Here is a 20,833-nt window from a genome sequence, read left to right on the forward strand (position 1 = left end):
CGGGTCGCCAAGGCGGCGCGCGTTCCGGTACGCTTGAGGTCTTTCGAAATTCATTCTGAACCTTCATGTCACTGGATTCAACGGCGCCGGCTTCGGGCGCACAAGCGCACGTGCTGGCCGGCGCCACACTCACGCGCTCCGACGTGGAGCGCCTCATCGCCGCGAGCGCCGCGGGGACTAAAGAGCCGCTCCATTTCACGGATTGCGATTTCGAAGCCGCCGATCTGTCGCGACTCGATCTGCGCGGCGCCGAATTTCATCGCTGCACGATTGTCGAGACGTCATTTTTCGGCGCGATGCTGTCCCACACCCGCTGGGTCCGGTGTCGTGGCCGCGAGGCGGATTTCGCGTCGGCCGATCTGGTCGACGCGGCGTTTCAGTCGAGCGACCTGAACAACACCAGTTGGCGGCGCACCAAGCTTGCCTCGGCGTCGTTTCACAGTTGCAAGCTGACTGGCGCCAACTTCGAAGCCTGTACGGCGCTCGGTTTGAGCTTCGTCGAAACCTTGCTGGTAGGGGCGCATTTGCGCGGTCTGTCGTTTCGCAAGGCCACGCTGCAGCAACTCGATTTCTCCGATGCCGATCTGGCCGGTGTCGATTTCCGCGAAGCGATCTTCGACGGCGGCAGCCTGAAGGATGCGCATCTGAAAGGTGCGCGTTTTGACGGTGCGGACCTGCGCGAGGCTGACCTGAGTGGCGTGCGGCTCGTCGATGCTGCGCTTTTCAAAGGCGCGACGATTTCGCATCAGCAGGCGGCGGTGCTCGTGACCGAACTGGGTCTGCGAGTCATGTGATCGCTATTTTGAGTTGGCCGGGTTTAGCCATTCGGCCAGCTTGAACGAATGGCGACTCGCGCCTATCATCCGATTTATCGATTCATTAATCGCGGCTGATTTTAAGCTTTGCATTTGTCAGTTGATCTGACAATTCTTTTAATATATTCGCCGTTCGCGAATACGTTGACGGAAGTGCGGCTTCTTATTCATATCGCCCGATATTCGCTAATACGTCAGTATGGTGCGTTGGCGCACTAAAGGTTCGCAATGCATAAAGCGTCCGGATCATACTGGGCAGGGCTAGCGGGAATTGGCCCAAGGGCTTTCGTCAGGCCTTTCCGATAGCGTGCGGGCAGGTGATTGATTCATAAGGTCTTGCAGGCAACGCATGGCTTTTTTTGACGGCCGTTTGCATGCGGTTTCGTCCGGAATGGATCAGGGTATTTACCCCGCTTATTTCCGACATTTTCCTTCACGTAATGCGGATTCCGTACGCCGCGTCACATTTTCAGCGAAATTAATAGATTGCGCTTGTAAAAGCAGGTTGTTAGATTCCGTTTTGGCGCATGGTGAACCGGTCCTTTGCCGATATGCGCCGAACCCCCGTTCGCCCGGCCTCGTGCCGGGCTTTTTTTTCTGCCCGGTCACAGCCGTTTCAAACCGGCGTCACCACGGATTCACACGTGGCGCGGATCATTGAAAATTACTCTTTGCTTTCAATGATCATGACCTGGCTGACCATCTTTTTTGGCATCTGGCCGATTGCGCTCGGCCTGCTGTTCGCGTTCGCCGCACGCATCGACCCGCGTTCCGGACGCTGGCGGCGCCGCTCGCGCTAGCGTCGGAGCACCGTCACTATTGCGTTCTATCCCGCCTTCACTGCTTGCAGCGAATCACCATCGAGCGGTTCTTGACGTTCGCTCCGAAAATTCCGCCGACCGTACCGCCCGAGGTAGCGCCGTTGTCGACGTCTTTCGAAATGACGTCGTAGCCATAGTTGCCGCAGACCTCGCCGGCGCGCTTGTAGCACTCGGCCCAACTGGCGCTCGCGTCGCTGCCGCTGCAGTTGATCGCAAAGCCCGTGTCGCCGCTCGGCAGGTAGGTCATCGTGGTGGTGCTGGAGCAGCCGCCGAGGCTGCCGAGCGTCAGTAGACCGAGGCTGATCGCCGCGGCCGTCGTTAATGACGCGAGTGCGCTCTTCATTGCAGATTCCTTACAGATGACGGGGAAAGACGTGGCGCGAGGCCACGTCGTGCATAGGATTGAGCGTTTTACAGCGCGCCCGGTTCCCTCGACTGTGCAGGGCGCGTGCCTGAGGCCGCGGAAGGCTAGCGCGGCGGCAAGGCCCGTGACGGGTCGATCGAGCGGCCCTGATAGCGCAATTCGAAGTGCAGCATGACACGATCGGTATCGGTGTCGCCCATTTCGGCGATTTTCTCGCCGCGCGCAACGGACTGCCCTTCTTTCACCAGCAGTACGCGGTTGTGCGCGTAGGCGGTCAGATACTCGGCATTGTGCTTGATGATCAGCAGGTTGCCATAACCGCGCAAGCCGTTACCCGCATAGACTACCGTGCCGGCCGCCGCGGCGACCACCGGGGTGCCCGCTGCCGCCGAAATGTCGATGCCCTTCGAATTGCCGCCGTCGAAGCGCCGGATTACCGTGCCGTCGGCCGGCCACACCAGCGAGATTGTCGAAGCCGGCGCGGGCGACGGCGAGCTATCGGCAGGCGCCGGGCGCGGCGCCGTTGAAGCGCTCGCGCTACCTGCGCCGCTGCTACGCACCGCGCCGCTCGTGGACGATGCAGCATTGCCCGGCGGCACGACGCGCAGCACCTGGCCAACCTCGATGCTGTCCGGGTTGGTCAGATTGTTCCAGCGCACGATGCTTTGCACCGATTGCCGGTTGCTGCGCGCGATCTTGGACAGCGTATCGCCCCGTTCGACGCGATAAAAGCCAGGCCCCACCGGAGCGGACCCACAGGCGGCGAGCACCGCTAACAACGACGCGCAGGCGAGCCGTTTCACCATTCTTGTTGTGTTAAGCATTGGACCTCGCAAAGCGCTGCCACGCGCCGATCCTGATCACGCGGCAGGTAAGTGCAAAGCGTCCGATTCTAACGGTTTTGCGCTGCAGCACCCGAAAAACGGATGTCGAGGCGGGTGCGCACACCGGATTACGCGGCGAATGCCGCGTAATCCGGCACGTGGCAAAGTGCGGAAAACCTGCAATCAGCGCGGCTTGCCGGCGTTCTCAGCGACGTTCTCGCTGACGGTGATACGCAGCGTTGCCGTTTCGGTTTGGCCTGCTTCGAGCCAGCGCAACCCCATGCCGTTGTGGATCGCGTCTGGCAGGCCCAGCCACGGCTCGACGCAGTAGAAGTCCGAATCCGCGGCTTCGGTCCATGTCGTGACCGCGTACCAGGGCAGCGAGTCCGGCCGTTGCAGATCGATCGTGATGAGCCGGTTCAGACCTGGCGCGACCACGCGCACGGGTTGGTCCGGCGCACCGACGAGACAATGGAAGCGATCCTGAATGCGCGCCTCGTCGAACGTGTAGCGCGCCGCGCCCGGCTCGGCGGCACTGATCGAGCCATCGTCCTGCTGATAACGCAGCTCGGTGCGCGGCAGTTCCAGCGAGGTTTCGGCGCGTTGCGTGTGCGGCAGCGTGAAATAGAAGTGATGACCCGCGTAATAGGGCAGCCGCGTGTTGCCGGTGTTGGTCGTGCTTAGCGTGACGTCCAGCGTATGCGTATCGGCAAGCCGGTAGATTGCCTCGAAGCGGAAACCGAACGGATAGCCGGCGCGTGTCGCGTCGCTATCGGTGAGGATCATGCGCAAGCCGGCGCCGTTCACGTCCGCGTGGGCTTCGAAAGGCAGATCGCGGGCAAAACCGTGCATCGGCAGTGCGCGCACCGTGCCTTGTGCGTCACGCCAGTAACCGATCTTGCCGTCGACACGATGCCGGCCGAGAAACGGGAAGAGCAGCGGGTTGCCGCCACGAATTCTCGCGGGTTGGCTCCAGTCGGCGTTTTCGGGCCAATGGATCACCTCTTTGTCGTCGATGGTCCACGACAAAAGACGGCCACCGGCTTGCGGCGCGAAACGGAGCACGGAGGTGTCCTGGGCGATCTCGAGAATGTCCTGTTGCGGGGAGAGCGGCATGGTCGGTGGGCTGGTTGATAAAGGGTTGAGGGTGGTTTGAAGGTGGTTCGGCGGCGCGATAAATGTGGGCGAGCGTGACTCGAACGCAGGTTGAGAACGTCCGGGCGGCGCTGCGCGGCAACTCGCGACGGGACGATTCTGCGCTGCTTTGCGCTACGGGGAAACCCTTCTGGGGAAATTGCGGGTGGTCTGGAAGCCCCAACCTTGCCGATAATCCGTTGACTGCCCGGTAACATTGACGATCGGGCGAGACCGGCTCAGGAGGTGTGATGGATCTGGCAATGGCAATGGGGCTGACGCTGTTCGGCATGTTCGCGGCAAGCACTGTCTACTTCTTCTATAAGCTCGAGCGTTGATCCGGTCGTAGCCCGCCGCATTTTCTGCCGGGCTATCGACATGAGCCCGGCGTGAGTCAGGCGCGTCCAGCGCATTGAATGCCTCGTGATGGCAGGGCGGCCGACGGCGGCGCCCGTTTCTTTGCCCGTTTCTTTTCCGCGGCGTAACAACGGTTTCCAGTTGTGACGCAGCGCGTCAATATTTCCCCGAATGTGGCCCAAACGCTTGGCGCTGACTTTGCAGCCAGGCATAATCGGTGCGCTTTTGACGCGCCGTCGACTTTCTATTGCGGCGCGCTGTTCCCCGACATTTTCCTTACAAGGACCGCCGCGTGAACCTGTCGTTTCTGATTTTCCTGAGCGTGCTGCAAGGCGTCACCGAACTGTTCCCGGTCAGCAGCCTCGGCCATACGCTGCTTGTGCCCGCATTGTTCGGTATGCATATCGACAAGCATGCGCCGCAATTGCTGCCGTTCCTCGTCGCGTTGCACCTCGGTACGGCTTTCGCGCTGCTGTGGTACTTCCGCAAGCGTTGGTGCGAGTTGGTGCGAGGCTTCTTCGCGTCGCTCGGCGGCCGTCCCAACGACAACGCACACATGATGTGGGCGCTCATCATCGGCACGATTCCGGCGGGTCTCGTTGGGTTGATCCTCGAGAAACGTCTCGAGCGGATTTTCCACGATCTGCGCATCGTCGCCATCGCGCTGATCGTGAACGGCGTGCTGCTGTGGTTCGGCGATCGCCTGCAACGTTCGCGCGCGCATCAGCCGCCGGAGAAGCTGACCTTCCGCCAGGCATTTTTTGTCGGCCTCGCTCAGATTGGCGCGTTGATTCCGGGTTTCTCTCGCAGCGGTCTGACGATGATCGCCGGCAATGCGGCCGGCCTGACGACGGAGAAGGCTGCGGAGTTCTCGTTCCTGCTCGGCACGCCGATTATCTTCGCGGCCGGCGTACTCGAATTGCCGAAACTGTTTCATGCGCCGGGCCAACTCGCCGATGCATTGCTTGGCGGCGTGCTGACTGCAATCGCCGCCTATCTCAGCGTGCGTTTCCTGATGCGTTATTTCGAAGGCCGCGGACGTCTGGCTTCGTTCGGCGTGTATTGCGTGATCGCGGGGATCGTGTTCCTCGGCTGGTTTATGCTGCATCCGCAGCCGGTCTGATTGCGGCCGATTGATCGTGCCCGATAGGCGTGCGGCTGTCTGCTGAGTGCTGATGCGCGACTAGCGGGCTACTAGCGAGCAAGAAGCGATCGGTTATAATCCGGGCCCGGCTCAACTCGCCGGGCCCGTTTGTTTTGCGATGTCCCGGCACTCGGGGTCGCTGGGCCGGAGCGGATTTCCACAGTCTGCGGCCCGGTCAGTTAGAATTTCGGTATGTGACAGGAGCCTGTGGCAGCGATATTGCACAGGTTCCAATGCCCGATTCGGGTTCCCATTGCGGGCGATGCATGTTGTACACGTTCGTGTAGCATCGCCTCACTTCATTACGGCAGTAGCTCAGCTGGATAGAGCATCGGCCTTCTAAGCCGAGGGTGGGGGGTTCGAGTCCCTCCTGCCGTACCACCAAAATCAACGCGTGATCCTTTTTCTGCGGACTTCAACCCGGATTGTGCGCAGGTCTTCGTAGACATCGCGTTGCGGTATCCCGGAAGTTTCCCTTTGCGCCTCTCGCGAAACTTTATCCGTCGGCTTGACTGAGTCGATCAGCCCTTCCGCGTCGGCAGCATGGGTTGATGGCGAGATCGCGACTCTAGCCAGTTCATCAATCAGGCGGGTACGTTTGTCAGCAACCGTGCGAAGGAAGCGGATGCCGCGAAGAAAGCTGCCAATGATCCGAACCTGACGCCAGACCAGCGCGCAGCGGCGCAGCAACAGGCGGACCAGCTTTCGGCCGAATGGGGGCCTGGCGGATCGTATCGCCAGATTCTGACAGCTCTCACGGTAGCTGCTGGAGGCAACGTAACGGGCGGCATGGGCCAGTTTGCGCAAAGTGCGGCGGTGGCATATCTGCAGGAGCTTGGTGCAAACCAGGTCAAGCAAATCGCCGACCACCTTCAAAGTGAAGACGCACGTGCCGCGCTCCACGCAATTGTCGGCTGCGCAGGCGCAGCGGCCAGCGGCCAGAGTTGCGGCGCAGGCGCAATGGGTGCTGCGACCAGTTCCGTGATCGGAAGTCTGCTTGCACCGGCAGGCAATCTGACGGCGTCGGAACGCGAAGCGCGCGACAATTTGGTGACGAGCCTGATCGCCGGTATTGCTGCAACGTCGGGCTTAAATGCCGCGACGGCGACTGGTGCAGGCAAGATTGAGGTAGAGAATAATCAGGTTTCGCTGACAACGACCACAGGATTCCGGCTACCACCGATTCCAGGGTTCAAGGGTGAAACCGCCAGCAAGGGCGACGGCGTCATTGCTGACCCGGCGACGGAGCTAGATCCGTCGACTAAGCCAGGTTCATTGATTTCACCGTTGCCGGATGCCAAGACAGTCGGCGACTGGATCACGGCTATCATTCCGGATCAGGCCAAGGATTTAGTAGATTATTTCTTCACTGCCGTCAACTCACGTCCATCGGGCTTTAGGAAACAAACGATCCAAGATGCCTGGGATAAGGCGTCAGACGGCTCACAACCTGACACCAAAGCCTGTCCGACATGTGGGAGGGATGTGGCCGTCGCTCCGGGGCAAGGCCCGAGAGACTGGGATGTCGACCATCAGCCACCGTGGAGCACGCGAGATACTTCAGATATGACGAGAAGCGAAGTTATCGACGAGTACAATAAAGACACCCGATTGGAATGCCCGGGCTGTAATCGTTCACGCGGCGCTAAACCAACAGGACAGTAGGATGACTATCATTGATCACTTTGAAAAGTACTTAGGTACCATCAAACAAGGGTGGGGAGGTAAAGATACATCAGAAGAAAAATCAAGCGTAATGGTTGCGCGCTTCTCAAATGTACCGTTTGACGGAGCATCTACATACGCAACTATAGGATTAAGTGATACGGTCCTTGCTTTGACAAACGATCGGCAGGTAAGGCAGGAACTGATGTTCGCAGCGCACGACATCTATTCGGCCGATGCCATCGCATCGTTCCTTCTTACTTTTTCTGACTATGTGCGCTCGAAATCTTGCGCATTAGCTCGCGGTGACGTAGTAGGCCCGAGTTCCCCATTAATTCCAGGTGTTATATCGGACGCGATTTATACATGCCCACCGGTTATCTTTCCAACGGGCATAGATTTTTACAGCGGGTCGTCGCCGTCTACCATTATTGCCTGGCTTGTCCCTTTGATCGGAAATGAAAGTTCGGTCGCAAGGCAAAAAGGGAGCGACTATTTTGAAGGACTATTGGAGGCCCAAGATCCAGACCTTCTTGATTTAAATAGAGTCGCAGTGACGCGTTGAGACTTAGAAAAAACGAATCCTTCCTTGGCGACACACCGGCGCCTGAAGCGACACCGGAAGCGTGATGCCGTAGACGGAGAACACAGGATGCGCCAGTTCGACCGTGCACTGCGCTGGGCTTCATCAGGCGAGATGTCTGGCGAAATCGTGGAAGACGTGTTTACGGAAATCGTGATGTGTATTGCCGTGCAGGCCGACGCCCAAATCGTTTTGGAGGCGAACGGCGGCAGTTGTATCCCGCACTGGGTATCCAAGAAAACATCATGACTGATCTCGCCAATATTTCTCGTTTGGGAGTCGCCAGGGAATGGCCAAGTCGCGCCGCTGTTATCAGAAGGATCGAAAAAACAACGCCTTGGTCAATTGAGCCAGCGATTGCCTACAACGCTCGAATGGATCGTGAAAATGAAGCAAACTCTCCACAGAGAGGCGCGTATATCGGCGTGGGTGCTCGACTACTCGGAGACGCGCAAGCACGAGCGCTGCGTGGGGACAAATGGGAGCACGACGCAATCAATGCTCTAGGCTATCTTTCATTTGCTGCATAGCTCGATCTGTTTTGGCATGTTCAGTTTCGATCATTGTTTCCCAGCCACTCGAGGCCTCTACGAATGACAGATTGGGAGTTGATGACGGAAACGATGTCGATGCTTTTTATTCTTGGACGTGTCGAGGAAAGTGTCTATCAAGGCTACCTTACGCATGCTGCTCTCAATCGAACGTACCAATTACAGTTTTCGTACGATCAACGCCACCGGCGAGTACATGCATTTGTGCTAAGGCTTTTTGCAGCCTGGCGAGGCGATGTGCACCATGAATGGCCGTCGTTCGCATATAGCGAACCCCTCTACGAAGGAATCCTCGAAAGGTGGCATGAGACAAATCCGAAAGCGTTGACGCCCTGGTTGCTGGCGGCCTGCGACCGCCATACTCACGAATCGACGCGCGATAGTGAGACCAAATTTTTCGACTGTTCCGCGTTTCCGCGAACGCCGATCGAAATCCTCTTTCTGTTTCGTTTGCGAGAGCTGATCGGCTTGAAAAACCCCGTGCTCAATCATCCTTTGATGGAGCCGCCTTTCGAAAAACTACCGGAGCCGCAGTCGCCATACATTCCAGACGCACTTGTTGAAGGAACGCTTGCGCGTGTACGAACAGACTGGCCTGAGTTTGATCGTATTGTGTCACTTGAGGCACTGAAGACCGCAGGATAGGAGGACGCACCGGGTATGACCACAGCCTGTTCGCTGAGCGCTTGAACAATCTCGGCCGCAAGGCTCTCTTGCCCACGCGCAGGGCGAGTTTCGCGAGGCGGTCGGCCGGGCTCTTCTCGCTGGTTGCCGCAAGCTCGGCGGGCGACTGGTATCGCTCAAGCAGATCTCGCTTATATGCAGGAGTCGGTCGTGCGTGAACAGGCGCACGGCTCGCGCAACTTTAGGGCCCGCAATTTGCGTAAGCCTGTGCGGCGCTTGTCGGGCCGCCGCGATTCGAGCTTGCGGGCTTAGTGAGCGGCTTGCCGCTCGGCCTTTTCCTCGCGTGGATTTATGTGTCTATCCATTAGAGCCTTTAGCCGCGCCGCCTCCTGTCGTGCGCCTATTCGTTCTATCTTTTCTCCGGTGGTGTGGTCGGTCATGACGTACCGCTCGAGTGGCCGCGCGTCGGGGGCGCCAAGTGGTGAGCGTACCGTCTTCCCGAACAGACGACCTTCAAAAACGTACGCCTCGCGCATCGCGCCTCACAGCCGCGGTGCGCGCCTGACCCTTCCTTCATCCCGCCGGCTTCACTTCGATAGAATCGACCCGGTTCGGATAGAACGCCAGATGCTGCGCGATCTCTTTCACGGGCGCGTAGGGCGATTCGTAGGTCCAGACCGCATCCACCGTACGCTCGCCGCCGCTCGGAATGCTGTAATACGCGCAATCTCCCTTGTACGGGCAATAGGTTGCGTGATCGGTGCGCTCCAGCAGTGTCATCTCGACGTCGTTGCGCGGAATGTAATACACCGGCGGATACGACGCCTCACGCAGTACGAGCGCATTGCGTGTATCCGCGATCACGCGGCCGACTACCGTCACCACCACGCGAGCCTGGGCTGGCTCGACTGTGATCGGATGATCGGGCCCGGGGACCTTGATGATTTTCTCAGTCATGCTGTCGAACTCCTGGATGAGTGGGCAAATCCACAACACGCTGCTAAGGGGCAAGCGGTTGGGAGCGATTGCAAGCGGCCATCGGCGCGAATGGTCGCGTCCTGCGTCGAAGCATACGCCGCTCACGAAAATGCGTTGTGTCGCCGCTCGATCTACGACACGCCGCGTATGCCGTCTTGCGCTGTCCTGTTCTTCGCGCGACGAAAACGAAAAAGGGCAGCCGAAGCTGCCCTGTCAAAGTCCCGTCATCAAGCGGACTGTTGCTTACCGACTTTGCCTGTCTGCGAATCGTGAATCGCGAACCGCTTACTGCTTGATATTCAACGCAGCCGTCAGATCGCCCATCGGCTTGCTGCCGTTGCTGACCAGTGCCGCATCGCGCGTGGCGATACCCGGCAGCGTCGGCAGCGAATAACGGCGCGTGATGAAGCGCAGAATCGACGTCGTGTCGTATTGCGTGTGATCGACAAAACCCTTCTTCGCGTACGGCGAAACGATCAGCGCGGGAATGCGGGTGCCCGGACCCCAGCGATCGGCCTTGGGCGGCGAAACGTGATCCCAGAAGCCGCCGTTTTCGTCATACGTCACGACCACCAGCATGTTGTTCCACTGCGGGCTTTTCTGCAGATGCGAGATCACGTCGGCAATGTGCTGGTCGCCCGATGCGACGTCGGTATAACCCGCGTGCTCGTTCAGGTTGCCCTGCGGCTTGTAGAACGACACCTGGGGCAGCGTGCCTGCGTCGATTGCCTTGATGAACTCGGAGCCTGCGAGACCGCCGTCGAGCAAGTGCTGCGAACGGTTGGCCGAGCCTGGTGCGAGGTCGGCGAAGTAGTTGAACGGCTGGTGATGGGGCTGGAAGTTCGGCGCCGTCAGATTCGCGCCGTAGACCACGTTCGACGTGCCGTTCTGCACCGCCGAGACTGCCGCGCCCCATGCGCCGCCGTACCACGCCCACGACACCTTCGCGTTGTTCAGCAGATCGCCGATGTGCTGTTGCGTCTGGGCCGGCAGCGTGCTGGCCGCGCTCGGATCGGCGAGGTTCGCGTCGCCGCCCGAAGCCGGCTTGTTGCCGCTCGGCTGATACGGCGGCTGCATCGTGTTGATCGCGTAGAAGTCAGGCGTCAGGTTGCCCGAATTCACGTACTTGGGCGCGCCGGTCAAGGCCGAGGCCGGCGAGTTGGTCGCCAGCTTCAGCGTGACGCCGTCGCTTTCGACCGCGGAGATCGAACTGGCCGCCGGGCTCTTGTCCGCGTTCGGATAGGTCGGCGTACACGCGCAGACCAGCCACTGGTGATTCAGGAACGAGCCGCCGAACGCGCCCATGAAGAAGTTGTCGGCCAGCGTGTATTGCTGGGCGATTTTCCACAGCGGCAGCTTGTCGGCGTTGAGCGTGTAGTGACCCATGACGAGGCCGCCCGAATCCGCCCACGCGGCGAACTTGTCGTTCTTGCCGCCGTTGATCTGCATCTGGTTTTCATAGAAGCGGTGATACAGATCGCGCGTCGTGGCCGTAATCGGCGTGTTGAAGCCATTCGGATCGTCGATGGCGAACGGGCTGTTCGGCAGATTGGCCGTCATCGCTTGCGTCACCGCCGGCGTCACGCCGGTTTGTGTCAGGCCGTTCCACACTTGCGGCAGCGTTGCGAGCGGCGTGCCGTTGCGGTCGACCTGCGTGGCGCTTGCCGCCGTCACATTCTGCAGACCGTTGGCGCCCGGGAAGTTGCCGTAGAGATTGTCGAAGCTGCGATTCTCCGCATAGATCACCACGACCGTTTTGATCGACGTGATGTCCGGCTGAGCTGTGACATCGCCGCCGCCGCACGCATACAAGCTCAGCGCTGCTGCGATCGCGATAGGCGTCGCGCAGATCAGTTTTTTGTTCATTTGGTATGTGTTCTCTCTCTCGCGTTGGGGACCGGTCAGGCGCATTACTTACACGACTGACCGCGAGCGAAAGTTTGAATAAGGAATTTGACAGAAAGATGTAAATAATTACGAATTGCCTCTGTTTTTAAATTTTCGTCGGCTGTATGTCATTTTGGCGACATGCGGATGAAATACGCTGCGGGCTTCAATATCGCAAATTCACATCATTCATATGCGGCTTGGTCTCACGGGGATTCGGAAAACGGCGGCTCAACCGCAGGCGCTGCGGGGCGCGGTGCCAGCGGGCACAGGCATGGGGCTTGCAAAACTGACGCTAGCGCTCGCGGTAATGGCCATGAGCGTGGCGGCATGCGACGCTGGTTCGTCGACAGGTAATAGTAAGAATAATGAAATTAATAGTAATGTTAATGAAAGAATAAATGAGCAAGTAAATACCGTGGCGAATCCGAACGCCAGTGCAAATGTGGGTATTGAGGCCAAAGCGAATGCATTGCCTGCGGCTTCCGCTGTGAAAGCAGCCACGCAGGAAGCTGGCCAGACCCGCGCGCAAGTCTATGAATCCGTGCGGAAGATGACGGCGGTGGGCAAGCAGTTGTTCTTCGACCCATCGCTATCCGGCTCGGGCAAGCTGGCGTGCGCGTCGTGTCACAGTCCCGATCACGCTTTCTCGCCGGCGAATTCGCTGGCGGTACAACTGGGCGGCAACGACATGCACCGCACCGGCATGCGTGCCGCGCCCACGCTCAAGTACCTGCAATCGGTGCCGGCGTTCGCCGAGCATTACCACGAGTCGGACGACGAAGGCGATGAAAGCGTCGATGCCGGGCCGACCGGCGGTTTGACGTGGGACGGCCGGGTCGATCGCGGCTCGGACCAGGCGCGCATTCCGCTGCTGTCGTCGTTCGAAATGGGCAGCTCGCCCGCAAAGGTCGCGGCGGCAGTGAAGGTTTCTCCGTATGCCGACGCTTTCCGCGCGGCCTTCGGCGAACATATTTTCGATAGTGACGAAGCCACCTTCAACGCCGTGCTGCAGGCGCTGGAAACCTTCGAGCAGACCCCGGAGATTTTCTACCCGTACACCAGCAAGTACGACGCGTATCTCGCGGGCAAGGCACAGTTGACCAAGGCCGAACTACACGGTCTGGAAGTGTTCAACGACGAAAAGAAGGGGAATTGCGCGAGCTGCCACATCAGTCAGCGCACCATGGACGGCGCGCCGCCGCAGTTCAGCGACTTCGGTCTGATTGCGATCGGCGTGCCGCGCAACCGTGCACTGCCGGTGAATCGCGATCCGCATTTCTACGACCTCGGCGCATGCGGCCCGGAGCGTACCGACCTGGGCGGACGTGCTGAGTTTTGCGGCATCTTCCGCACGCCGACGCTGCGCAATGTTGCGTTGAAGAAGAGTTTTTTCCACAACGGCATCTATCATTCCCTCGATCAGGCCGTGCGTTTTTACGCGCAGCGCGACACCAATCCGGAGAAGTTCTATCCGGTCTCGAAGGGCAAGGTGCAGAAGTTCGACGACCTGCCGCAGCGTTACTGGGCCAATCTGAATACCGAGCCGCCGTTCGATCGTAAACCGGGTGACAAGCCGGCACTCGACGAGGCTGAAATCAAGGACGTGGTGGCGTTTCTGAATACGCTCACGGATGGGTACAAACCGGAAGACAAGCAGGGAAACAAGCCGGAAAAGACCGCGGCCGCGAATTGATTATCGGGCGCTGACCGCGCCGCAGTGCGGACGGTTAGATGCCTGCGCCGGCAAGGATGCAATAGCAGGCGGCCAGCAGTAGTGCGAACGAGATCAGAAGGCATGCAACGCCTGCGCGCGTCAGCAGATTCGGCCAGCGTGCGAGTGGGAGCCTGTCCATTCGCACGATGCGCCGCGCAAGACCGGGATCACGGCCGATGGCGAACGGCACCAGCGCGACGCAGAAGAACGCGAGCGCGACGGTGACGGTTTCGAGAGCAAGTGAGATGTCCATAAGGCGGGTCTGAAGCTTGAGCAGCGCAGTAGCGCGACAGACTTATCTTAGAAAGACGTCTCATAAAAAAATATGGGACTGGTCCTAAAAGTCCTGCTGCCCGTCCGTCTGCCCGTCGGCTCGTCGGTTTCTGAGCGGGCGGAGCGGGCCGCGGCACGCTGCCGCGTCGTGCCGCGACGCGGCATCCGCAAGGCCATTTCGGGAACGACATGCTATGCTTTTGGGGTCCAGATCACGAGCCGCCGCGAGCGCGCTCGATAGAGCCGAACCACTCTTCGAGGAGAACCCTTCATGTCGATGCGAACCCGTGCCCTGTTTCACTTGACCGTCGGTGGCCTGCTGCTTGGCGGCGCGATCGGCGCACAAGCGGCGAACCTCGGTTTTCTGAACGACACGCCGATCAGCTACATGAAGCAACGCGATGTCGATTCGATCAAGGGCGCCGTCATCGGTGCGTTGAATGACAAGCAGGACGGCGAAAGCGCGAGCTGGGTCAACGAAGGCACCGGCAACAGCGTCAAGATCGACGCAACGATCACCATCGCCAGCACCGCGAAGGACGGCGAGCGCACGTGCCGCGACGTCGGCGTCGTACTGAATGCGAAAGGGCAGTCAATGACCCTGCGCCCGCAGTTCTGCAAGCAGGGTAGCGGTAACTGGCAATTGCAGAAAAAGCGCTGAGCGTGCGGGCGGGTATGACCGTGCGTGTCGGCTTGCTGCCGGCGCGGCCTGAAGCTATGCGTCCTTGCGGCGCATTGCGTCGATGAGCACGCGGGTCGTCTCGTGTGGCGTCGTGCTGCTCGACCCGCAAGGGCGGGTGCTGCTCGCACACGCCACCGAAACCTCTCACTGGGACGTTCCCAAAGGGCACGGCGAAGAGGGCGAGGCGCCTCACGTCACAGCGCTGCGCGAGATGGTCGAGGAGACCGGTATCGTGATCGAACCCGAGCGTCTGAAGGATCTCGGACTGTTCGTCTACCGGCGCGACAAGGATCTGCATCTGTTCGCTGCCCGTGCAACTGCCGGCGAACTCGATCTCAGTGCGTGCACCTGCACGTCGCTGTTTCCGCGCCGCTCTGACGGCACGCTGATTCCCGAAATGGATGCATACCGCTGGGTTGCGCCGGACGAAGTCGAGCGGTATGCGAGCCGCAGTCTCACAAGACTCTTTGAGACCACGCTTTCGCTCGCCGAACTGCATCGAACGCTATAGCAGATCGCAGCACGGGCGTGTCGCCTGCGTGTTCAGTCGAGTGCCCGGTCGTTCGGATGAGCGAATAGTGTGCGGTTCTGTTCCGACAGCGGAAAATTCAGATTGATGCCGCGCGGAGGAATCGGCTGCGTGAACCACTGGTTGTACAAACGTTCTGCGTCACCACTAGTCTGGCCGCGCGCGATCACCCCGTTCACCAGCGTGCGGAGCGGCTCGTCACCCTTGCGAAACATGCAGGCGTAAACCTCGGAGCCGAGTGGCGCGCCGGTCACCACGAAATCTTCAGGGTGCGGATCGGTCGACTTGAAACCGTACAGGATCGGTTCGTCCATCACGAAGGCCACCGCCCGGTCGTCCTTGAGCGCGGTGAAGGCTTCCTGATGATCGCGCGCGCTCATGATGCGCATGTTCAGATGTTTCTCGGTATTCAGGCGGCGTAGCAGACGCTCGTCGGAGGTGCCCGCGGTTGTCACCACGGGCTTGCCGGCTAGGTCAGAAAAATCCGTAATGCCGCTGCTCTTGCGCGCGATGATGCGTACCGCGTACTGGAAGAAGCTGTTCGAGAAGGCGGCGACGCTTTCGCGTTCTACCGTATGCGTGGTCGAGCCGCATTCCAGATCGATCTGGTTGTTCAGCAACATCGGCGTGCGGTTCGACGAGGTGACCGTGATTTCGTGCACCTTCAATTGCGGCAGGCCGAGCGTTTTCTTGATTTCGTCGACGATCTGCAGCGCGATGGTTTGCGAATAGCCGACCGTGCGCTTGCCGTCGAAGTACGAGAAGGGAATCGACGCTTCGCGCACGCCGAGCACGACCACACCGTCGTCGTGGATTTTCCTCAGTGTGCCGGTGAGTTCGTCCGCGTGAGCGGTGCCGGCGAGCGACGTTGCGCTGAATGCGGCCAGCGCAGCGAGTGTGCGACGGATGCTTTGCGCGACGCGCGCGGCGCGATTGATGCGCGCTGCAGGCGTAGTATGTGCGTGACGCGTGCCTTCTGCCGTGCTCCCCCATGTTCTCGCCCCGCTGCGGGCTGCAACTTTCATCGGGCCTCCCGGACTGGCGCGGGGATGGTGGCCGCGCTGTCACATGTCGATGGAACGTCGATGCAACGAAAAGGCGTGCATCCCGCTTGCGAAATGCACGCCATGTTCAACGTCAGGTAAGCAACGTTAAATGCGTAACGTCAAATACGCAACGTCAAATGTACTTCGCGTCGCAGTGACTTCAGCTTACGCCGGCTTGCCCCAACTGTCGCGCAAGCTGACGATGCGATTGAACACGGGTTTGCCCGGTTTCGAATCGACGCGATCGGCGACGAAATAGCCGTGGCGTTCGAACTGATAGCGTTGTTCCGGCAGCGCGTCGCGCGCACCCGGTTCCAGGTAGGCGTTGACCACGCGCTTCGAGTCCGGATTCAGCGCTTCGAGGAAGTCGCGGCCACCGGCATCCGGCTGCGGTTCCTTGAACAGACGGTCGTAGATGCGCACTTCGGCCGGGACCGCGTCTGCCGCGCTGACCCAGTGAATGTTGCCCTTGACCTTATAGTTGTTCGCGCCTTCGGTGCCCGATTTGCTGTCCGGGAAGTAATTGCAGTGGACCGCGACGATGTTGCCGTTCTCGTCTTTGTCTGCACCGATGCACTCGATCACATAGCCGTAGCGCAGGCGCACCTTGTTGCCCGGGAACAGGCGGAAGTAGCCCTTCGGCGGCGTTTCGTTGTAGTCATCGCGTTCGATCCACAGCTCGCGCGAAATCGGGAACTCGCGAACCCCCATTTCCGGGTGATGCGGGTGGACGGGCGCGTTGCACGGCTCGGTCGCGCCTTCGGCGAAGTTGTCGATGATCAGCTTGACCGGATCGAGCACGGCAGCGGTACGCGGCGCCTTGTCGTCCAGATCGTCGCGCAGCGCGCCTTCGAACACGCTCATGTCGATCCACGAATCGACCTTGGTGACGCCAACGCGCTCGCAGAACAACTGGATCGCTCCCGGCGTGAAGCCACGGCGGCGTACCCCGACGATGGTCGGCATGCGCGGATCGTCCCAGCCGTCGACATGGCCTTCGGTCACGAGTTGCAGCAGCTTGCGCTTGCTGGTGATCGCATAGGTGAGGTTCAGGCGCGAAAATTCGATCTGTTGCGGCAGCGGGCGCGTGAAGATTCCGGCCTCGGCCAGCTCGTTCAGAATCCAGTCGTACAGCGGACGGTGGTCTTCGAACTCGAGCGTGCACAACGAATGCGTGATGTTTTCCAACGCGTCCGAGATGCAGTGTGTGTAGTCGTACATCGGGTACACGCACCACGTGTCGCCGGTGCGGTAGTGATGCGCAAAGCGGATACGGTAGATGACCGGGTCGCGCATGTTGAAGTTCGGCGACGACATGTCGATCTTCGCGCGCAGCACGTGCTCGCCTTCCTTGAACTCGCCGGCTTTCATGCGGCGGAACAGGTCGAGGTTTTCCTGCACCGAACGCTCGCGGAAGCGCGACGGCGTGCCGACTTCGGAGGCTGAGCCGCGGTTCGCGCGCATTTCTTCGGCCGACTGGCTATCCACATACGCCTTGCCGCGCTCGATCAGCAGTTCGGCGAATTCGTACAGTTTGTCGTAGTAGTCGCTGGCGAAATAAAGCTGTTCCTTGCCGTCTTTTTGCCATTCGAAACCGAGCCAGCGCACGGAATCAATGATCGAGTCGACGTACTCGACGCTTTCCTTTTCCGGATTCGTATCGTCGAAGCGCAGATGGCACACGCCGCCGTAGCTGCGCGCCACGCCGAAGTTCAGACAGATGCTTTTGGCGTGACCAATGTGCAGATAGCCGTTCGGTTCGGGCGGGAAGCGCGTTTCGACGCGCTGGCCCCATTTGCCGGTGCGGTTGTCTTCGTCAATGATGTTGCGGATGAAATTGGATGCCGCTGGCGCGTCGTTGCGTTCGGTATTCATGCGAGAAGGTGAATGTCGGTCGGGGGTGCGCAATGCGCCCACTTATCTGTCAATTCTACCTGACGCGTTCGCTCACGGCAGGCGAGTGCGGCGCGCAGCCAACGTTTGAGCGGTTTCGGCTGGTTTTTGGGGTCAGGCGGGACCCTGCAAGCTGCGTTTAAGGTGCTGTAACAGGAGGTAAAACGTTTTGTTGACGCATGCGCCGGCGACTTAGGATGCGGGCGGCACACTTGCCACCCGCGCGCCGCTCGACCTTTTCCGGGGTAGCGCAAGCCCACGCCCATGCCTTGCCGCGCAACGCGTGCCCGCGTAACCGTGGTCCGGCCACACGGTCCAGTCAGGCCTCGCTCCCTTTTGTCGTTTTGCATGAGCCTCCGCCGTTCGTGCAACATGACGCCCTTAGTTCCCGGAGTTTCTCGGATGTCCGTTTTGTCGCATAGCGCGCCTCGCGTGCCTTTCGCCTCTTTGTCCTTCGCCCGGATCGTGACGGCCACGACCGTGTTCGCCGCGCTCGCGGGCAGCTTCGTGGCGCCCGCACCCGCGCTCGCGAAAACGCCCCCGCCCAAGGCCGTGCTGGACGCGTCGGCAGTCGCCGTGCCGGATCGCTACAGCGCCGACGCCGCGCAACAGATCTTCGCCGCCGGCGGCAATGCGGTTGACGCCGCTGTCGCGATCGCCTTCGCGCTGGCCGTGACCTGCCCGGACGCTGGGAATATCGGCGGCGGCGGCTTCATGACGGTGTTCATGGACGGCAAACCGTATTTTCTCGATTATCGCGAGCGCGCACCGCAGCAGGCGACCCGCGACATGTATCTCGACGACAAAGGCAAGCTCATACCGGGTATGAGTCTCGTCGGCCATCGCGCGGTGGCGGTGCCGGGCACCGTCGAAGGCATGTGGGAAGCGCAGCAGCGCTTCGGCAAGCTGAAGTGGAAGCAGGTGCTGGCGCCCGCGATCCGCTACGCCACCGGCGGCTTCCAGGTCGAACCGGGCTTGCAGCAGCGACATGACGCGGCGGCGAAGAATTTCGCCGGCAAGACCAATTTCGACGCCTACTTCTCGAACCTGAAGGCGGGCGCGACGCTCCGTCAGCCCGAATTGGCGCAGACCCTCTCGCGCATCGCCAGCGACGGCGGCCGCGAGTTTTACGAAGGCCGCACCGCGGATCTGATCGCTCAGCAGATGTACGGCCACGGTCTGGTCACGAAGCAGGACCTGATCCAGTACAAGGCCGTGTGGCGCCAACCGCTCATCGCCGACTGGAACGGCTACAAAGTCGTGACCGCGCCGCCGCCGAGTTCAGGCGGTATCGGGCTGATCCAGATGCTGAAGATGAAAGCCGACCTGAAGCAGGCGTTCGACGGACTGGAACTGAATTCCGTGCCGTATATCCATCTGGTCGCGCAGATCGAAGATCGTGTGTTCGCCGATCGCCAGCAATACATTGGCGACCCCGATTCGTACCGGATACCGGCCGATAAACTGACTGACGACGCCTACCTCGCCCAGCGCGCCGACGAAGTGAAACCCGACGAGGTGCCGGGTGCGACGCCCGTTAAAGGCGGTCTCGGCGATTCGCTGCCGGAAAAGACGCAAACCACGCATTTCTCGGTGGTCGACAAGTGGGGTAACGCCGTTTCGAACACCTACACGCTGGACGGATCGTTCGGTTCCGGTGTGGTGGTGGACGGCGGCGGCTTCCTGCTCAACGACGCGATGGACGACTTCGAGACCAGTCCGGTTGCTGCTGGCGCGCCGGGTGCCACGGCGAATGACCTGAATACCGTAGCGCCGGGACGCCGGCCGCTTTCGTCGATGACGCCGACCATCCTGTTGCAGGACAACAAGGTTTCGCTCGTGATCGGCACGCCTGGCGGCTCGCGAATTCTGACGTCGATTTTCCAGGTGATGACTAACCTGTACGATTTCGGTATGACGCCGGCCGACGCGTTGGCCGCGATGCGATTCCATCATCAGTTGCTGCCGCCGAAGACGATTTACTTTGAGCCGTATCATCCGATTACGGGCGAGTTGGCCGATCAGTTGAAAGCCAAGGGTTACACGCTGGAAGGGCAGTCGTTCAACGGCGACGTGCAGATGATTCGCGTTGAAGGGACGAAGCCCGAGCCGGCGGCCGATCCGCGCGGCACAGGCGTGGGGCGCGTGATGCCTTGACGCGTAGTTTCCGCGGCCCGGCGAAGCAGATCATGGGGAAAGTGGACTGCTGAGGCGGCCTGTGGAAACGCGGTGTGGAAGCGCACTTGATGAACGCGCTTTGAACGCGGCTGAAGAACGAACTTTGAACGTGCCTGAAGAACGAACTTGAAGAACGAACTTGAAGAACGAACTGCGGGGAATGCGATGAGCGGACAAAAATTAAACGTACTCGTGCTGCCGGGCTACCAGAATTCCGGCCCGGGGCATTGGCAGACGCGCTGGGAAGCGCTTGACCCCGCCTTTTTGCGCGTGCAGATGCCGGACTGGGACCGGGTGGAGCGCGACGCGTGGTGCAGCACGCTCGACGCCGCGGTGGCTGAGGCAGACTCGCCCGTGGTGTTCGCCGCGCACAGCCTTGGCTGCCTGACCACCGCCTTCTGGGCGTCGCAGTATGCAAGCGCCGCCCAACTCACGAAGGTGGCGGGCGCGCTGCTGGTGGCGGTGCCCGATCCTTCCGGTGCACATTTTCCACAGGACGCCCACGGCTTCGCGTCGGTGCCGCTGACGCGCTTGCCGTTTGCGAGCATCGTGGTGGCGAGCAGCGACGATCCGTACGGCAGCGTGCCGTTCTCGCAAGCTTGCGCCGAGGCTTGGGGCAGCCGCTGGATCGATATCGGGCCGCGTGGCCACATCAATGCCGACAGCGGGCTCGGCGATTGGGACGAGGGGCGGCGCTGGCTGGCTTCATTGGGCGAGCGGTGCTGAACCTTCATTTCCGCTGATTTCCGTTGATTCGGCGGCCGTACC

22 protein-coding genes, 1 tRNA gene and 1 pseudogene are annotated in these 20,833 nt (G+C 60.4%); 14 read left to right on the plus strand and 10 right to left on the minus strand.

The genetic code is table 11. The annotated features are described in order from the left end of the window. Positions 1-65: 65 nt before the first annotated feature. Together GH665_RS05120 and GH665_RS39020 are read left to right on the plus strand one after the other, a co-directional pair. Positions 66-794, plus strand: coding sequence for a pentapeptide repeat-containing protein (locus GH665_RS05120; RefSeq protein ID WP_153134927.1), 729 nt, complete (start codon positions 66-68; stop codon positions 792-794). Positions 795-1,459: 665 nt separating this feature from the next. Beyond that, positions 1,460-1,615, plus strand: a complete 156-nt coding sequence (locus GH665_RS39020) for a hypothetical protein (RefSeq protein ID WP_153134928.1) — start codon at positions 1,460-1,462, stop codon at positions 1,613-1,615. A gap of 37 nt (positions 1,616-1,652) precedes the next feature. Here GH665_RS39020 and GH665_RS05130 read toward each other — a convergent pair whose 3' ends face one another. The 3 genes from GH665_RS05130 to GH665_RS05140 all read right to left on the minus strand — a co-directional run bounded on the left by GH665_RS05130 (position 1,653) and on the right by GH665_RS05140 (position 3,940). Further along, positions 1,653-1,979, minus strand: coding sequence for a hypothetical protein (locus tag GH665_RS05130; protein ID WP_153134929.1), 327 nt, complete (start codon positions 1,977-1,979; stop codon positions 1,653-1,655). A 125-nt stretch (positions 1,980-2,104) separates the two neighbouring features. Further along, positions 2,105-2,824 carry a peptidoglycan DD-metalloendopeptidase family protein gene (locus GH665_RS05135; RefSeq protein WP_153134930.1) on the minus strand — a complete coding sequence of 240 codons (720 nt, stop codon included), beginning with the start codon at positions 2,822-2,824 and terminating at the stop codon, positions 2,105-2,107. Between the two features lie 183 nt (positions 2,825-3,007). Beyond that, complete coding sequence (locus GH665_RS05140; RefSeq protein ID WP_153134931.1) at positions 3,008-3,940, minus strand: aldose epimerase family protein; 933 nt, start codon at positions 3,938-3,940, stop codon at positions 3,008-3,010. A 667-nt stretch (positions 3,941-4,607) separates the two neighbouring features. Here GH665_RS05140 and GH665_RS05145 point away from each other — a divergent pair. Next, positions 4,608-5,438 (plus strand): undecaprenyl-diphosphate phosphatase, encoded by an 831-nt coding sequence (locus GH665_RS05145; protein ID WP_153134932.1) that lies wholly within the window; start codon positions 4,608-4,610, stop codon positions 5,436-5,438. A gap of 325 nt (positions 5,439-5,763) precedes the next feature. Then, positions 5,764-5,840 (plus strand) — tRNA-Arg (locus GH665_RS05150). A gap of 6 nt (positions 5,841-5,846) precedes the next feature. Here GH665_RS05150 and GH665_RS39765 read toward each other — a convergent pair. Next, positions 5,847-6,362 (minus strand): hypothetical protein, encoded by a 516-nt coding sequence (locus GH665_RS39765; RefSeq protein WP_167530882.1) that lies wholly within the window; start codon positions 6,360-6,362, stop codon positions 5,847-5,849. Between the two features lie 57 nt (positions 6,363-6,419). Here GH665_RS39765 and GH665_RS39770 point away from each other — a divergent pair, with 57 nt between their 5' ends. The 5 genes from GH665_RS39770 to GH665_RS05180 all read left to right on the plus strand — a co-directional run bounded on the left by GH665_RS39770 (position 6,420) and on the right by GH665_RS05180 (position 8,903). Then, on the plus strand, positions 6,420-7,124 hold the full coding sequence (locus tag GH665_RS39770; protein WP_217361859.1) for a GH-E family nuclease: 705 nt from the start codon (positions 6,420-6,422) through the stop codon (positions 7,122-7,124). Between the two features lies 1 nt (position 7,125). After that, positions 7,126-7,689, plus strand: coding sequence for a suppressor of fused domain protein (locus GH665_RS05165; protein WP_153134935.1), 564 nt, complete (start codon positions 7,126-7,128; stop codon positions 7,687-7,689). 87 nt (positions 7,690-7,776) lie between these two features. Next, on the plus strand, positions 7,777-7,956 hold the full coding sequence (locus tag GH665_RS05170) for a hypothetical protein (RefSeq protein WP_153134936.1): 180 nt from the start codon (positions 7,777-7,779) through the stop codon (positions 7,954-7,956). Further along, positions 7,953-8,237 carry a hypothetical protein gene (locus GH665_RS05175; protein WP_153134937.1) on the plus strand — a complete coding sequence of 95 codons (285 nt, stop codon included), beginning with the start codon at positions 7,953-7,955 and terminating at the stop codon, positions 8,235-8,237. Before GH665_RS05170 ends, GH665_RS05175 begins: the two co-directional genes overlap by 4 nt. A 63-nt stretch (positions 8,238-8,300) precedes the next feature. Next, positions 8,301-8,903 (plus strand): hypothetical protein, encoded by a 603-nt coding sequence (locus tag GH665_RS05180; RefSeq protein ID WP_153134938.1) that lies wholly within the window; start codon positions 8,301-8,303, stop codon positions 8,901-8,903. On the opposite strand, the pseudogene GH665_RS38665 reads toward GH665_RS05180, so the two are convergent. The 3 genes and pseudogenes from GH665_RS38665 to GH665_RS05190 all read right to left on the minus strand — a co-directional run. Continuing rightward, positions 8,903-9,069, minus strand: a pseudogene (locus GH665_RS38665) (IS110 family transposase); the annotation flags it as partial. The gene GH665_RS05180 and the pseudogene GH665_RS38665 overlap by 1 nt on opposite strands. Positions 9,070-9,455: 386 nt before the next feature. Next, positions 9,456-9,839, minus strand: coding sequence for a DUF427 domain-containing protein (locus tag GH665_RS05185; protein WP_153134939.1), 384 nt, complete (start codon positions 9,837-9,839; stop codon positions 9,456-9,458). 306 nt (positions 9,840-10,145) lie between these two features. Next, complete coding sequence (locus GH665_RS05190; RefSeq protein ID WP_153134940.1) at positions 10,146-11,726, minus strand: acid phosphatase; 1,581 nt, start codon at positions 11,724-11,726, stop codon at positions 10,146-10,148. A 214-nt stretch (positions 11,727-11,940) separates the two neighbouring features. On the opposite strand from GH665_RS05190, the gene GH665_RS05195 reads away from it, so the two are divergent. Further along, a complete protein-coding gene (locus GH665_RS05195; protein WP_153134941.1) occupies positions 11,941-13,443 on the plus strand; it encodes a cytochrome-c peroxidase in 1,503 nt (500 codons plus the stop codon). A gap of 34 nt (positions 13,444-13,477) precedes the next feature. Here GH665_RS05195 and GH665_RS05200 read toward each other — a convergent pair whose 3' ends face one another. Then, a complete protein-coding gene (locus tag GH665_RS05200; protein WP_153134942.1) occupies positions 13,478-13,717 on the minus strand; it encodes a hypothetical protein in 240 nt (79 codons plus the stop codon). 291 nt (positions 13,718-14,008) lie between these two features. Here GH665_RS05200 and GH665_RS05205 point away from each other — a divergent pair, with 291 nt between their 5' ends. Further along, a complete protein-coding gene (locus GH665_RS05205) occupies positions 14,009-14,398 on the plus strand; it encodes an RT0821/Lpp0805 family surface protein (protein ID WP_153134943.1) in 390 nt (129 codons plus the stop codon). Between the two features lie 82 nt (positions 14,399-14,480). Next, positions 14,481-14,930 carry an NUDIX hydrolase gene (locus GH665_RS05210; protein WP_153134944.1) on the plus strand — a complete coding sequence of 150 codons (450 nt, stop codon included), beginning with the start codon at positions 14,481-14,483 and terminating at the stop codon, positions 14,928-14,930. Between the two features lie 32 nt (positions 14,931-14,962). On the opposite strand, the gene GH665_RS05215 is transcribed toward GH665_RS05210, so the two are convergent. Both GH665_RS05215 and GH665_RS05220 read right to left on the minus strand, forming a co-directional pair. Next, positions 14,963-15,973 carry a transporter substrate-binding domain-containing protein gene (locus tag GH665_RS05215; RefSeq protein WP_246216146.1) on the minus strand — a complete coding sequence of 337 codons (1,011 nt, stop codon included), beginning with the start codon at positions 15,971-15,973 and terminating at the stop codon, positions 14,963-14,965. A 186-nt stretch (positions 15,974-16,159) separates the two neighbouring features. Next, positions 16,160-17,869 carry a glutamine--tRNA ligase/YqeY domain fusion protein gene (locus GH665_RS05220; RefSeq protein ID WP_153134945.1) on the minus strand — a complete coding sequence of 570 codons (1,710 nt, stop codon included), beginning with the start codon at positions 17,867-17,869 and terminating at the stop codon, positions 16,160-16,162. Positions 17,870-18,289: 420 nt separating this feature from the next. On the opposite strand from GH665_RS05220, the gene ggt reads away from it, so the two are divergent. Beyond that, the gene (gene ggt, locus GH665_RS05225) at positions 18,290-20,044 is read left to right on the plus strand and encodes a gamma-glutamyltransferase (RefSeq protein ID WP_153134946.1); all 1,755 of its coding nucleotides are present in this window, start codon (positions 18,290-18,292) and stop codon (positions 20,042-20,044) included. A gap of 186 nt (positions 20,045-20,230) precedes the next feature. Continuing rightward, positions 20,231-20,791 (plus strand): RBBP9/YdeN family alpha/beta hydrolase, encoded by a 561-nt coding sequence (locus tag GH665_RS05230; protein ID WP_153138244.1) that lies wholly within the window; start codon positions 20,231-20,233, stop codon positions 20,789-20,791. Positions 20,792-20,833: the final 42 nt, after the last annotated feature.

This window comes from Paraburkholderia agricolaris (genome assembly GCF_009455635.1).
In the GTDB taxonomy this organism is placed as follows: domain Bacteria; phylum Pseudomonadota; class Gammaproteobacteria; order Burkholderiales; family Burkholderiaceae; genus Paraburkholderia; species Paraburkholderia agricolaris.